This is a genomic window from Microthrixaceae bacterium, from assembly GCA_023957975.1.
Lineage (GTDB): Bacteria > Actinomycetota > Acidimicrobiia > Acidimicrobiales > Microtrichaceae > JAMLGM01.
In genome coordinates this window covers 33,669-48,142 of sequence record JAMLGM010000002.1, presented here as the reverse complement: position 1 = coordinate 48,142, position 14,474 = coordinate 33,669, and the positions used below count along the sequence as shown (strand labels likewise).

The following is a 14,474-nucleotide window of genomic DNA, read 5'->3' as shown; positions in this document are numbered from 1 at the left end:
ACCGACCGGTGCGCCACCGGGGCGCAGGTCACCCTGCCGAACGCAGCGCGTCTCGCACCATTCTCCACCCGATGGTCTTCACGCCTCGGCTCTCGAGCAGCTCCGCAAGCGGGCCCGGATCCGACAGGTGCGCCAAGTCGGCGACGCGACCGTCCCACTCGGCCCCGATCGCGCGCGCTTCAGGCGAGTCGACGCAAGGCCGCAACACGATCTCGGTCACCCCCGGCTCGAGCGAGTCCGTCACTTCAATCAAACGCCCGACGATCCCCGCAGAACCCAACTCGATCAACTCGTCGGGAAACCACAACCCCTCCTCGGACGCGAGCTGGCGAAACCGAAACCCCGCCCCCTGCTCCGCCGCTGGGCCGGCGATGCGGACGGGAAGCTCGAACTCGAGCGCCAGGTCGACGTAGATGTCGAAGAACTCCGGCCGCAACAACATGGCGTCGAGATACGACGACACATGGGATACCTCGAGCCCCCACAGCCCGGCGCGCTCGATCTGGGCCCGGCACTCGCGACGTACCTCGTCGAGGTCGGCATGGTCCCACGAATCATCCAGCGTTCGAGGGAACCCTCCGTCGCCGTCGAGCAGCGAGGGAGCGTGGGTGATCGGCCCCCAGCGATAGCGATCGAACGGCGAGTTCAGGGTCAACCCCACCCCGACATCGAGGCCGACCGAATATGCGACCGCGGACCGTGACCATGGAGCCGGAACGAGCAACGATGCACTCGTGGCCACCCCGTCGAGCGCGGCAAGACAACCCTCGTTGGAAGCGTGGCTCAGGCCGAACTCATCGCAGGTCACGATGACGACCCGTTCATCGTCGGCGAATCCAAGGCGTTGAGCGAGTGTCGTCACGGTCCCCAACCTACAACTCGTCGATCACCAGGAAGCCACGATGCCCGCGAAAAGGTCGTCTTCGGGCAGATCGGTGTCGACCAGCGACCGAGCGAGGATGTAGTCGTCCCACCGGTAGGCGCGAGCCTGTTCGCGCGGGTTGATACCGAACCAGAACGCCTCATTGGGATCGACCTGGGTGGCGTGTGCCCGCAGCGAGGCGTCGCGCACCTCCATGAACTCGCCGACATCGACCGAGGTCGTGATTCGTTCGTCCTGGTTGAACCGGTCCAACCACTCCGGCGTGAACGGCGACTCGACGCCCAGTTCCACCATCCGCTCGTGCAGGGCGAGGCCGCGCCGGCGAGACCATACCGAGTAGTAGAGCTTGCTGGCCTGCCACGCAGCGCCCAGGTCGGGCCGGTACGACTCGTCTGCGGCCCGGTCGAATGCCTCGACGCTCACCGTGTGCACCTTGAGGTGATCGGGGTGCGGATATCCGCCCTGATCGTCGCCGTAGGTGATCATCACCTGCGGCCGCGCCCGACGAATGGACGCCACGAGCCGTGCCGTGGCCTCGTTCAACGGCGCGTTCCAGAAGTTCGACGGGTCGTGGTTCTCCTCCATGTCGGGCATTCCCGAGTCGCGGTATCCGAGCAGATCGACGTCGCTGAACCCGATGATCTGCGCCGACCGTTCCAACTCTTTGCGACGAACCCCCGCCAGGTCGGCGTGCACCTCTTCACGATCCATCGCCGGGTTGAGGACGGAGCCGAGTTCGCCGCCGGTACAACACACCAGCGTCGCTCGGACTCCGAGCGCGACGTACTTCGCGACGAGCGCCGAACCCTTCGAGGCCTCATCGTCCGGGTGGGCGTGCACGGTCAACAACGCGAGCGGAACGTCGTTTGGATCGCAAGGCTGCGTCAGCGACGACCTGCCGTTCCCGACCCCGCCCTCGGGCCGATCATCAGCGGGCACCGACATCAGCGGGCACCGTCGGTGCCCCGGAGGGGAACCAGTTCGAGTTCGCCCGGAGAATCGTCGTCATCGTCGTCGCGTAGATGCCAGCCGAAGAGCTCAGCCAGCCGTTGGCGCCCCTCATATGGCCCCTCCGCGATCACCTCGTCGCCAACCTCGAATGCCACAAATGGCCGGGGGCGATACAGATACTGGCCGCCGCGGCGAATCGCCAGGATGGCAAATCCCGGTTCGGTGTCGAGCTGCATCGTAGCAAGCGTCTCGCCGACCACCGTCGATGCCGCTGCGACCGGAACCCTCATGACCACCACATCGGCCTCGCCGAGGGCCATCGCCAACACCGGGTGGAACTCGACGTCGTCACTGATGAGCCACACCATCTGGCTCGCCTGGTTTCCGAGTTCCTCTGCAACGTGGCTCAACTGCAACAAGCCGCGAAGCGGTGACGGGTCGACATCGCTCGAACTCGCGCGCAACACCCACAACTGCAGGTGATCCTTCATCTCGTCGAGGCGTGTGGCGAGATGTGACACCTCCGCCGCGAGTCCGCGGTCGCGAAGTGCGAGCGCGGAATACGCCAGGCCGACCGCTGCTTCGGACATGTTCTTCATCTCGACCAGCACGTCAACCGCTCGGTCGAGATCGGTGAGTGCAGCTCCTGAGGAGGCGTCGGGCGGATTCCAGGTGGGGGCCGCCGCGAGCTCGTGCAACCGCACGATGCCCGGGGGTGACCCGCGAAGAAACAACACGTCTCCGGGCACCAACACGATGTCGCCATCGATCTCGGTGATCCAACTGCGGCCGCGACGAATCGCCATGATCCGCATTCCGGTCTGAACGGTGAGCTCGAGCGAGGCGATCGGACGGTTCGCCATGTGAGACCCCTCGCGGATCCACACCCGGTGGCTCACCTCCTCGGCGTTGGACAGGTCTGCAATCAGTTCGCGTGGGATCCCGAGACGATGGGTCACGATCCGGGTGATGTCGATCGCAGCGTTGCCGATGCCCTCGATGGCGCCGATCACCTGCAGCACCGAGGCCATCGATTCGGCCTCGGCGGGTCGACGCACCGCAAGGATGCACACCGCCCGCATGTCCTGAACGAGATCGTTCAGCCGCTCCTCGAGATCGGCGACCTCTTCGCACATCCCGGGGTCGTTGAAGTAGACGGCTGCATAGGCAAGGTCGACCATGAGTTCGGAGGTGTCCTTCGCCTCCGCCAACATGGTCCTCAGACTTCGAGGTCGATCATCCATAGAAGACCCCCGAGCGTAACGGATTGCGCCGCAGGCGCGCACCGGCCACGCTCACCTGTTCCGCCGACGTGGTGCCGCATCATCGACACGCCGGCGATCTCCACCGCCGGTCGCAGCGACGGTAACCTGCACCCGACGGAGATGTGACGCGAGTCACCAACCGCTCCGAGGGGGTCGCCATGGAGATCGCAACCGACGACAACGAACCTCAGCCTTCACCTCCGGCCGCCAGGAGCGACGCCGCGTGGCTCCTCGCCATCGGAGCTGTGGCCTCGATCGGCGCGGGAGCGATCCATGCCGTCGCGGTCGGGGCACACAGCGATCACCGCCAGTTGGCGATCTCGTTCACAGTGTTGGCGATCGCACAGCTCGCCTGGGGTGCCGCAACGCTGGTGCGTCGCTCCCGTCCCCTGGCGTTCGCCGGGGTGGCGGTCGGCGCCGCAGCCGTCGGCGGGTGGGTGCTGGCGGTAACCTCCGGCATCGGTTTCGTCGACGGATTGGAGGTCGCGGAATCACCCGGTTTCGCCGACAGCCTCGCCGCAGCCCTCGCCGGACTCGCTTTGATCGCCGCAGTGGTTCAGGCCCTCGGCTGGGATTCGACCCCCTCCGAATCTGCCGCAGACACTGCGTCGACCGCACCCGCGCCCCGGTCCCGCCCCGCGCCCGGCCTTGCCCCGTGGTCCGCAGCGCTCACCGCGGTGGCCGTGGTCGTCATCGCGTTGACCGGCACCGCCATGTCGAGTGTGAAGGTTCACTCCCACGGCGGCGCCGGCGACGACCACAGCGACGACCACAGCGACGGATCGGACGAGCCCGAGCAGGCCGTCGTTCCGCCCAACCCCTATGACCCCAACAACATCGATTTGTCCGGGATCGACGGGCTCTCCGACGAGCAGGTCGAACGCGCCGAGACGCTCGTGAGCAACACCGTCCAGAAACTGCCCAAGTACGCCGACCAGGCGACCGCGCTCGCCGATGGGTTCGTGACGATCGGCGATGCCGGCACCGGGTTCGAGCACCTCATCAACTGGGGTTACATCAACGACGACCGCGTCCTCGACCCGGACTACCCCGAATCGCTCGTCTACCAGGCCGACCCGGCGGGCGGGCGCACGCTGGTGTCGGCGATGTTCATGTTGTGGGAGGGTGCGACCTTCGACGACGTTCCCGACATCGCCGGCAATCTCACCCAGTGGCACATTCACGACGACCTGTGCTTCTCCGACGACCCGACAGCCCCGAGAGTCGCCGGCGTCACCAGCATCGGCGGAACGTGCACACCCCCGCTGGTCAAGTTCAATCCCACCCCGATGATCCACGTCTGGATCACTCCGCACCCGTGTGGGCCATTCGCCGCGCTCGAAGGCGTCGCCGGCGGTCAGGTGCCAGAGGGCGAGACCAAGGCCTGCCTGTCACATCACAGCCATTAGGCCGAGGCCGGTCGAGACCGCCCAAAGCGCAGGCTTGCTGTCGATGGCGACGAGTGAGGTCGCCTCCGACAGCAAGCCTGATCAGTCAGCGGTTTGATCGGTCAGCGGTTCGATCAGTCGAGATCGACGCGGAATTCGGCCTCGCGACTCTTGGTCGGGGCCAGTACGGCCGCCCCGATCGCCGCCACCGCAGCGATCCCGGCGGAGATCCACATGGTCTTGGACCAGCCGTCGACAAACGCCTGTTGCGCGGTGTGCAGCAACTGCTCGCCCAGCCCCGCCATCTGCGGGTCTCCGTTCGCTCCGGCGATCATCTGCTCCGACACCGCACGCGCTCCGAAGATGCCCTCTTCCACATGGTGCGCCACTTCACCGGGAAGCTGCGAGGCAGCGTCTCCCACGCCGGAGGTGTAGGCCGCCGACAGCACCGAGCCCATCAGGGCGATGCCGACCGACGCACCGATCTCGCGCACCGAGTCGTTGAGCGCCGAGGCGACACCCTGGTCCTCGGGCGGCAACGAGCCGGTGATCGCGGCGGTGCCCGGGGTCATCGACAAGCCGATACCGGCGCCGACCACCATCAGCCCGGGCAGGATCGACAGATACCCGCCGTCGACCGACACCATCGAGGCGACGAGTGCGAGCCCGCCGGCGGCCATCGAGAACCCGATCATGAACAGCGCGCGGGTCCCCGTCTTCTTGGCGATCAGCGGAGCGACTGCGGACAGCGGCATCATCGCGAACGCCATCGGCAACATGCCGGCGGTCGCCTTCACCGCGCCCCATCCGAGCACGCCCATGAGGAACTGGGTGATGACGAGGAACATGCCCATCATGACGATGAAGATCAGAAACAGCAGCCCGGTTCCCGCCGACAACATGCGGTTCTTGAACACCTCGACCTTCAACAGCGGGTTCTCGTGTTGGCGCTCGTAGAGCACGAAGGCCACCGCTGCGACGGCGCCGACCACCAGTGGGATGAGGGTGATCGGGGCGGTCCAGCCCTTCTCGGGGCCCTCGTGGATTCCGAACACCAGGCCGCCGACGGCGACCGCCGACAGCAGCGAACCGACATAGTCGAAACGACCGCCGTGGTGGTCGGCACCGTCAGGTACCAGGCGGGCCGACAATGCGAATGCAATGACCGCTAGTGCGATCGGCATGATGAACACCCATCGCCATGATGCGTTGTCGACGATGAGCGAGCTGATGAACATGCCGAAGATGGCGCCGGCACCGGCGAATCCCGACCAGATGCCGATGGCGCGCTGACGCTCATCGCCATGGAAGGTTGAGGTGATGACCGACAGGGTGACCGGCATGATCATCGCAGCGCCGACACCGGCGATGGCCCGGGCGCCGATGAGCATGGCGACCGACCCGGCAAAGGCGCCGACGACGTTCGACACCAGGTAGACGGTGAGGCCCAACAGGAGAACCTTTCGGCGGCTCCACCGGTCGCCGATCGCGCCCACCGGCATCAACAGGGCGGCGAGTGCCAACGTGTAGGCATTGGCGATCCACAAGAAGTCCCCGGTCGAGGCTCCGAGGCTTTCGGAGATCTTCATCTGCGCCGAGTTGAGGCCTGACACCGCAGCCATGACCGCGATGAGCGCAACACACATCGCTGTGAGGATCAGGTTCTTTTGCCGAGAGCTCAGCTCGGGCTCGTCATGGTGGACGACCAGATGGTCGTCCCCGGTGAGTACTGCGGTCATCTCGTCTCGGCTCGATTCGTCGGTGAGGGGTTTGGAAGGGCTTCTGCCGGTTCGGAGGGGTTGCAGCATCGGTGCTGACGGTCTGTCGACTGGCCCTCTTTACTACGCTACGGTATCGTATCGTTACACCGGGCCGTCGTCGCCAATCGAATCGCGAGACACTGGTCACACCCCCGCCCCCGCCAGAAATGGAGCTCGGAATGGACGCCCGAGTCGCACGAACCCGAGGCAATGTCATGGCCGCTGCAATCGACCTGCTGGTCGAAGGCGGCCCAGAAGCCCTCACGGTCGACGGCGTGGTCGCACGATCGGGCGTGGCCAAGACCACCATCTACCGCCACTGGGAGTCGCGCGACGACCTCGTTCAGGCGGTGTTTCGCGAGTGCGCTCCACGCATTGCAGCACCCGATCAACAGCAGAACTTCGATGAGCAGTTGCGCAACGGCGTCGACCAGGTCGTCGCCGCGCTTGCCGACGAGCGCTGGCAACGGATCTTCCCAGCGCTGTTGAGGCTCCGGGCACAGCACCCGGAACTCGCGAAACTCAGCAAACAACTCGACACCGAACAGAGCGCGGTCATGCGCTCCGTGTTCACCCGTGGCGTCTCCGAGGGCCGCCTTCCGGCCTGGGTCAACGATGACGTCGACCGAGCCGCGATGCTGCTGATCGGACCCATCATGACGGCCGCGATGATCGGACCCGACCTGCTGACCCCCGAGTTCACCGCGCAGGTCGTGGCGCAATTCCTCGCGGGTGCGGCCACCGAGGTTCAAGCTGAAACGAACTGAACGCGTCCGGCCTCAGAGCGCGGGGATGACCGCCACCTGGCGGGCGGAGGCCAACAACCGACCGTGGCGATCCCACAACTCGGCGTCCTCCACGGTGTACCCCTCCTCCGCCAGCGGTGAACTGAAATGTCCGAGCACCCAGTCGTGAGGGTCGGCCGGTTCATTACGGACGTGCACGGTGAGTTCCACGGTAGGCGCAACCGGGGGACGATCCGGGAACTTGTGCACCATCGGCGGTGCCCATGCGTCACTCAACGCGATCAGACCGAACCGGTCGATCGGCGCGAGATCTTCAAAGCGCAACCATCCCCCACCCGTCGCCGCAGCGCTTGAGGCCCCCGTCGCCACGCCGCTTCCGGCGAGGGACGACATCTCGGCTTGCGACGACCCGAGGCATGGCTTGAGCTCGAAGCGTTGCCCGATCGTCACGCCCATCGCCTCCGCCATCGCCACCGCTTCGGGATCGCCGACGAGGGTGGCGACCTCGGCGGGGTCGGGGGCGGTCGGTGTGGTGAGGTCGTTCCAGGTCGGGCCCGGACGGGTTGCACCCAGCGCTGCGAGCGCGACCACCTGTACCACACCCTCTTGAACCAGCCGCGCGGTCACGGTCGCCACCGATCGCCCCACCCGCTCGATCGAACACTCGACCCGTGCCGGGCCGGGTTCGGGGGCTCGAAGGAAATGGAACGTGATCGACCGGATGCGCTTGTGATCCACACTGGCGCCTGTCTCGTTGCCCGCCGCCTCGTTGCCGGCTGCCTCATTGCCGGCCGCCTCGTTGCCGGCCGCCTCGTTGCCGGCCGCCTCGACGGCCCGAGCGACCAGTGCCGCCAAATATCCGCCGTTCGGTGCCCCGACCACCCACCAGCCATCGCTGATGTCGACCTCGAACACACCGCCACCGAGCGCGTTGACCGCGGTGTCTGATTCGAATCTGCTCATCGCATCAGTCTGTCCGACCTCACGGCCAGACGATCACACCCCGACGATCACACCCCCACGATCACACCCCGACCCTCACGAGACCCAGTCGATGCCCGCGCCGTCGCGGTACTCCTTGAGGATCCGTCGGGCGACGGTGTGGATGTGCACCTCGTCGGGGCCGTCATAGATCCGCGCGAACCGCGCCGTGCGGTACATGTAGCCGAGCGGGGTGTCGTCGGTGAGCCCCGCCGCTCCGTAGGCCTGGATCGCCCGATCGATCACGTTGTGCAACATGCGCGCCCCGACCACCTTGATCGCACCGATCTCCACACGGGCCTGATCGCCCTGGTCGATCTTGTGGGCGGCGTGCAGGGTCAGCAGGCGTGCGGCCTGGATCTCGGCGTAGCTCTCAAAGACGTGGGACTGCATGAGTTGCTTTTTAGCGAGGGGCTCTCCGAAGGCCGTGCGCTCGTTCAACCGGGAACACAGCAACTCATAGGCCCGCTGCGCCTGACCCAACCAACGCATGCAATGAAAGATCCGGCCCGGGCCGAGGCGCTCCTGTGCGATGGCGAACCCCTGGCCCCGAGGTCCGAGGAGGTTCTCCTTGGGGACACGCACCTCGTTGAAGCGAAGTTCGTAATGGCCGTGGTCGAGGCCGAGCACGGGGGTCTCGCGGACGATCTCGTAACCGGGGGTGTCGGTCGGCACGATGATCATCGAAAACGCTGCGTACGGCGACACCGACTCGTCCTCGGTGCGGCACATCACCGTGGTGTAGGCGGCCTGAGCAGCACCGGTGGTGAACCACTTGTGGCCGGTGATCACCCATTCGTCCCCGTCGAGCACCGCCCGGGTCTTGAGCTGGGTCGGATCCGAACTCGCAACCTCGGGTTCGGTCATGGCGAAACTCGGACCGATCCGCGCATCGGCGAGGGCCTGGAGGTAGGTCTGTCGGATCGCGCCCTCGCTGTATCGATTCAGCATCAGCGTGTCCTGCAACGTGTAGGTGCCGAGCGCGATCTGGCCGTACTCGCTCCTGCCCTGCACCTCGTTGACGTACACGTAATCCATGAACGCCAGCCCACCGCCGCCGAGTTCGGCCGGATGCCCGAGCGCCCACAGTCCCTCGGCCTTCGCCTCGGCCTGCAGCGTTCGAATCAACTCTCGGGCCTCCTCGCCACCGCGATGCAACACCGGTTCGGCGGGTTCAACCCGCTCGGTCATGAACGCGTGAACCGCTTCTCGAAGCGGACGGATGTGGGAAGGCACCTCGAACGACATCCCCGAACGCTACCTGTCGCCCACCGCCCCGAACCCCCGCCAGCCCGTTTCCCGATAACCAGTGGTCGTGATCACGACCACTGGTTATCGGAGAACGGGCGGTGTCGGTTGCCGGGCTGTCAGTTTCCGTTGGTCGACCAGTGCCACGGCTCCGACGGCAGGTTCTTCAAGCCGTAGGTTGCAGCGTTGGCGGCGAGCCACACGAAACACTTGTTGGTACGACTCGGAATCAGAACACCGTCACAGGTCAGATCCACCGCAAGACCCTTTTCGTGCATCGAACGCCCGGGGATGGCCGTCGGTGGGCTGCACTGTGAGGATGGTTTGAACCAGATCTCGAAATCGGACGGACCACAGTTCTTGGCCCGCAGCCCGATCTGAACGCTGATGTCGCGATAGCCGCTACCGCTGATGACCAATCCGGCGGACGAGGCGGCCGACAGCATCGCCTCGAAGTTCGCGGCGATGCTGCGAGCTACGGGAATGCCGCGCACGTAAACGACGTCCACCCTCGAGGTCCCCGACGGCAGCGTGGTCGGAGTTGCGGCGGTCGCCGGCGGGGCGGTCGACGCCACCGGGCCGGGCGCGGGCGCCGACGACGCTGGCGGTGCCGTCGACCCAGGCCCACCCGTGGCCACCGGGGCGCCCTTTGTCGGGGTGTTCCCAGCGACCGCCGCGGTACCCGCCGGCGCACCACGGTCCGCCCCGGCCGATGCGACGGCAGCCGCGTGCAGTTCCTGTTCCCGAGCGACGATCTGTTGAGCCATCGCCTTGTCGAGTTCCTCGATCGCTGCCGCTTCGGCCAGCGCCGAGTCGAGGCGCTGCTCGATTGCACTGACCAACTGAATCTGGTTGGACTCGAGTTCCTCGATCGCGGTGAGCTGCACCTGAGCTTCGGACTGACGTTGTTCCACCGCCTTGGTGGCGTCGGCCGCCCGCTCGCGTTCGACCGCCAACTCCGAACGGGCACGCTCCTGTTCGTCGAGGAGCACGTCGAGCTTCTCGGCCCAGTGCTCCATGTATCGCCGCCGCATCGATGCCTGGTTCGAGTCGACGAGATAGGCGAGCTCGATCGGGTAGTCGACCGTGTTGGAGGTGTAGGCAGCGCGCATCGCCATCGCCACCTTCGCATCGATCTCGTCGACGAGATCCTGGGCCTCCTGCACCGCCTCGGCCGCGACCCGCTCGGCTTGGCGGGCACGCTCCACTTCGACGGTCACCGCACCGAGCGTCGCCAGGGCCTCCGTACGAGCGGCCTCGGTCTTGTCGATCTCGGCTCGAACGGTTTCGGCGTCGGAACGCAGCAGGTCGATGTCATCGTCGGCGGTCTTCTTCTTCGTCGACTTCTTCGACGCTCCGGTCGACGCACCGGTCGACGCACCGGTCGACGTTCCCGAAACCGATTGCCCCGACGCACCGGGCGCGGCGATGACCGGAACCACCGCGGTGAGCACAGCCACGGCGGTGGCCACGATTCTGCGGCGCATCGGGGAAACGGACGGAGAGGGACTCACGTGAACAGCATCGGCCTTGAGAGACCGTACGTTGAGGCATTCGAACGACTGTCGTTCGCGATGTCGTGACCCTAGCCCGCCGAACCGGCCCACGTGGTGACGGGCCCGCACGTCGGTCGGCCGGATCGCTACCGAAAGTCCCGGGAACCTCCGGCACCGGCGAGGGGCAGCGCCTCGAGACGGTGGGCGATCACGTTGGTGACCCCGTCGGCTCGTTCGAGCCGCCCGCTTACCAACAACGCCGGGGCACGACGAGCGATCGCCCGGTAGCGCTGCCAGCACCCGCTCGACACGATGACGTTGATGAGCCCGGTCTCGTCCTCGAGGTTGATGAACAGGGTCCCCCCGGCGGTGGCCGGTCGCTGACGGTGGGTCACCACTCCGGCCACACGAACGTTGGTGTCGGGCTGGGCCGTCTTCAGCCGCTGTGCGGACAACACCGCGCGTCGATCGAGTTCGTCGCGAAGAAAGACCGTGGGGTGCCCATAGGCCGACACCCCGGTGGCCCACAGGTCCGCCAACGCCTCTTGTCGAGCGTCCATGAGCGGCAACTGTGGGGCGTCCAACCCGAGCACCACTCCGGCGAGTCGACCAGGCCCCGCCGCAACCGTCGCCCCCGCTGTCCACAAGTCCTCGCGTCGGCCCCTCACCCGCCCGGCATCCGCACCCGCACCCGCACCAGCATCCGCGCCGGCACCAGCGCTGAAGCACCCGAACGCTCCCGCGGTGGCGAGGGCCTCCATCACGTTGCGCTTCACTCCCCCCTCAGCCGAACTCCCGCGCCGGGCCACGTCCTCTATCGACGCGAACGGCCGGGCGCTATCGAGTTCCTGGGCCAACTCGTCGCCGACATGGCGCACCGAGTTCAACCCCAGACGAAGTGCCACACCCCCGGTCGAGGTCTCGCACGCCTCGAGGTTCGCCTGCCACGACGATGCGTTCACCTCGGGGGACCGCACGACCACCCCATGGCGACGGGCGTCTTGCACCAGCGAATGCGGCGAATAGAACCCCACCGGCTGCGACCGCAACAGCCCGGCACAAAACGCCGCCGGATAGTGGTATTTCAACCAGGCCGACACATAGACCAGGTGAGCAAAACTGACGCTATGGCTTTCGGGAAACCCGTAGTTCGCGAAGGCCACCAGCTTCGAGTAGATCACCTCGGCGACCTCGAGGGTGACCCCATTGGCCGCCATCCCCGCGTGCAGGCGCCGCCGCAGCCGTTCCATCCGCTCGACCGAGCGCTTCGACCCCATCGCCTGGCGTAGCTGGTCGGCCTCGGCTGGCGTGAACCCGGCCACGTCGATCGCCATCTGCATGAGTTGTTCTTGAAACAGCGGGATCCCGAGGGTCTTGGCGAGCGACTTCTCCAGCAACGGGTGCAGGTAGGTGACCGGTTCGTCGCCGTTGCGCCGGCGGATGTAAGGGTGAACCGAACCGCCCTGGATTGGACCCGGGCGGATGAGCGCCACCTCGACCACGAGGTCATAGAACGTCCGCGGGCGAAGGCGCGGCAGGGTCGCCATCTGGGCACGGGACTCGATCTGGAACACCCCGATCGTGTCGGCGGCACAGATCATGTCGTACACGTCGTCGTCCTGGGGCAGGTGGGCGATGTCCACCTCCACCCCGTGATGTTGCGCGATCAGGTCGATCGTCTCGTGGATCGCCCCCAACATGGCCAGCCCCAACAGGTCGAATTTCACCAGTCCGGCCGCAGCGCAGTCCTCCTTGTCCCACTGCAGCACCGACCGGTTCTCCATGCGCGCCCATTCGGTTGGACACACCTCGTTGACCGGCCGGTCACACAGCACCATGCCTCCCGAATGAATCCCGAGGTGCCGCGGCGAGTTGAGCACCTCCCGCGCCAACGCCAACACGGTGTCGGGCAGCGTCATGTCGTGGTCGTCCTGGGTTCCGACCTCGGGCAGCGACCCCCACCGATCGGCCTCTTTTGACCACGCGTCCTGTTGCCCCGGCGAGTAGCCGAGCGCTCGGGCCATGTCGCGGATCGAGGACTTCGCCCGATAGGTGATCACGTTGGCGACCTGCGCGGCGTGATTGCGGTCATAGCGGCCATAGACGTACTGGATGACCTCCTCGCGCCGGTTCGACTCGATGTCGATGTCGATGTCGGGTGGCCCGTCTCGTTCGGGGGACAAAAACCGTTCGAACAGCAACCTCAGCGCCACCGGATCGGCATTGGTGATGCCGAGCACATAACAGACCACCGAGTTCGCGGCCGACCCCCGACCCTGACACAAGATGTTCGAGCGACGACAGAACTCGACGATGTCCCACACGATGAGGAAGTAGCCGGCGAACCCGAGCTGTTCGATGACGTCGAGTTCATGGTCGAGCTGGGCATAGGGGTCCGTGCCGTGCATGGCGCAGAACCGGGCGAGCCGCTCGGTGCCCGGGGCGCCGTAGTGACGCTGCGCACCGTCGGCGACGAGACGGCGCAGATACACCATCTCGCTGAGCGGGCGACCGTCGTCGCCCTTCGGACACGGGTAGGGCGGCAGACTCGGAGCGACCAGACGCAGATCGAAGGCGCATTCGAGGCCGAGGCGCGCCGCCGCGGCGACCACCCCTGGGTACCGGGCAAATCTCGCCGCCTGTTCGGCCCCCGACCGAAGATGAGCGAGCCCGCCGCCGGGCAACCACCCGTCGATCTCGTCCAGGCTGGCGCGTGCCCGGACTGCGGCGAGCGCCGTGGCCAAACGGCGTTGCTGTGGCGTCGCGTAGTGCACGTTGTTGGTGGCGACGACCTCACACCGGTGGCGCAGCGCCAACTCGACGAGTGCGTCGTTTCGTGCCCCGTCGAGCGGATCGCCGTGATCCCACAGTTCCACCGCCACGTTCTCGCGCCCGAAGGTCGCCACGAGCCGCAGCAGTTCGCGTTCCGCCGCGGCCGGACCCGAGGCGCTCAAGGCGGCCGGCACCGTGCCCTTACGGCATCCGGTGAGCACGAGATGATCTCCGCGCCCCACGTCTCCGGAGGCCCCGGAGGTTCCCCGCAGCGTTATCGACAGATCGTCATAGGAGATGCGTGGCGCGTTCTTCTCGCCGGCCATCTGCGCCACGCTGATGGCCCTCGCCAGGCTCGCGTAGCCCCGCGGGTTGCGGGCCAACACGACGAGGTGTTCCCCCGCCGGATCCGGCACCGCCGTGCGCCCACCAGCGCGCCCGCCCGCACTCCGACCGGCAGCGCTCCCGTCGATGCCACGATGGGAACCGTCGATGGTGAGTTCGGCCCCGAAGATCGTCGGCAACCCCACCGCCCTGGCGGCCTCGGCGAAGCGAACCACCCCGTAGAAACCGTTGTGATCGCACAGTGCCAACGCTTCGAGCCCCAGCCGCGCCGCCTCCTCGACGAGTTCCTCGGGATGCGATGCCCCGTCGAGAAAACTGAAATTGGAATGGGCATGCAACTCGGCATAGGGCACCGTCGCCGTCGCCCGCACGGCGTTGGCCTCATAGGGCAGACGGTGACGCGACCACGCCGGGCTGTCGGAACCGTCGCCGGGGTGGGGTTCGCCGCGATGGCTGGCCTGAATCGAGTCGGGCAGTCGGCTGCTCAACGCCGATTCGAACTCCTTCCACGACATCGCCCTGTTGTTGAACCCCATCCGCCCCACCATAGACGAACATTCGTTCGCTTGCGGCGGGGCGTCTGTGGCCCGGATCTGTGATAGCCAGTGGCCGGGGCGACCACGAGAGGTCGAAGAACAC

The 14,474-nt window shown here is 66.6% G+C and carries 10 protein-coding genes; 2 read left to right on the top strand and 8 right to left on the bottom strand.

Translation table 11 applies throughout. The features are described from left to right. Positions 1 to 28 precede the first annotated feature (28 nt). The 3 genes from M9952_02980 to M9952_02970 are packed head-to-tail and all read right to left on the bottom strand — an operon-like array spanning position 29 to position 3,048. Positions 29 to 862, bottom strand: a complete 834-nt coding sequence (locus M9952_02980) for a ChbG/HpnK family deacetylase (GenBank protein MCO5311881.1) — start codon at positions 860 to 862, stop codon at positions 29 to 31. 24 nt (positions 863 to 886) lie between these two features. Continuing rightward, complete coding sequence (gene mca / locus M9952_02975) at positions 887 to 1,828, bottom strand: mycothiol conjugate amidase Mca (GenBank protein ID MCO5311880.1); 942 nt, start codon at positions 1,826 to 1,828, stop codon at positions 887 to 889. Then, the gene (locus tag M9952_02970; protein MCO5311879.1) at positions 1,828 to 3,048 is read right to left on the bottom strand and encodes a hypothetical protein; all 1,221 of its coding nucleotides are present in this window, start codon (positions 3,046 to 3,048) and stop codon (positions 1,828 to 1,830) included. Before M9952_02970 ends, mca begins: the two co-directional genes overlap by 1 nt. 209 nt (positions 3,049 to 3,257) lie before the next feature. Between M9952_02970 and M9952_02965 the strand changes: the two genes are divergently transcribed. After that, positions 3,258 to 4,508 (top strand): hypothetical protein, encoded by a 1,251-nt coding sequence (locus M9952_02965; GenBank protein MCO5311878.1) that lies wholly within the window; start codon positions 3,258 to 3,260, stop codon positions 4,506 to 4,508. A 113-nt stretch (positions 4,509 to 4,621) separates the two neighbouring features. Here the strand turns inward: M9952_02965 and M9952_02960 are convergent, their stop codons facing one another. Continuing rightward, on the bottom strand, positions 4,622 to 6,226 hold the full coding sequence (locus M9952_02960; GenBank protein ID MCO5311877.1) for an MFS transporter: 1,605 nt from the start codon (positions 6,224 to 6,226) through the stop codon (positions 4,622 to 4,624). Between the two features lie 200 nt (positions 6,227 to 6,426). On the opposite strand from M9952_02960, the gene M9952_02955 reads away from it, so the two are divergent. Further along, positions 6,427 to 7,014, top strand: coding sequence for a TetR/AcrR family transcriptional regulator (locus tag M9952_02955; GenBank protein MCO5311876.1), 588 nt, complete (start codon positions 6,427 to 6,429; stop codon positions 7,012 to 7,014). A gap of 12 nt (positions 7,015 to 7,026) precedes the next feature. On the opposite strand, the gene M9952_02950 is transcribed toward M9952_02955, so the two are convergent. From M9952_02950 to M9952_02935, 4 genes are all read right to left on the bottom strand, one after another. Continuing rightward, positions 7,027 to 7,956 (bottom strand): thioesterase family protein, encoded by a 930-nt coding sequence (locus M9952_02950; protein MCO5311875.1) that lies wholly within the window; start codon positions 7,954 to 7,956, stop codon positions 7,027 to 7,029. Positions 7,957 to 8,031: 75 nt separating this feature from the next. Then, the gene (locus tag M9952_02945) at positions 8,032 to 9,222 is read right to left on the bottom strand and encodes an acyl-CoA dehydrogenase family protein (protein ID MCO5311874.1); all 1,191 of its coding nucleotides are present in this window, start codon (positions 9,220 to 9,222) and stop codon (positions 8,032 to 8,034) included. 119 nt (positions 9,223 to 9,341) lie between these two features. After that, positions 9,342 to 10,709: a D-alanyl-D-alanine carboxypeptidase family protein gene (locus tag M9952_02940; protein MCO5311873.1), complete on the bottom strand. Its 1,368-nt coding sequence runs from the start codon at positions 10,707 to 10,709 to the stop codon at positions 9,342 to 9,344. 155 nt (positions 10,710 to 10,864) lie between these two features. Beyond that, complete coding sequence (locus M9952_02935) at positions 10,865 to 14,371, bottom strand: error-prone DNA polymerase (protein ID MCO5311872.1); 3,507 nt, start codon at positions 14,369 to 14,371, stop codon at positions 10,865 to 10,867. Positions 14,372 to 14,474 lie beyond the last annotated feature (103 nt).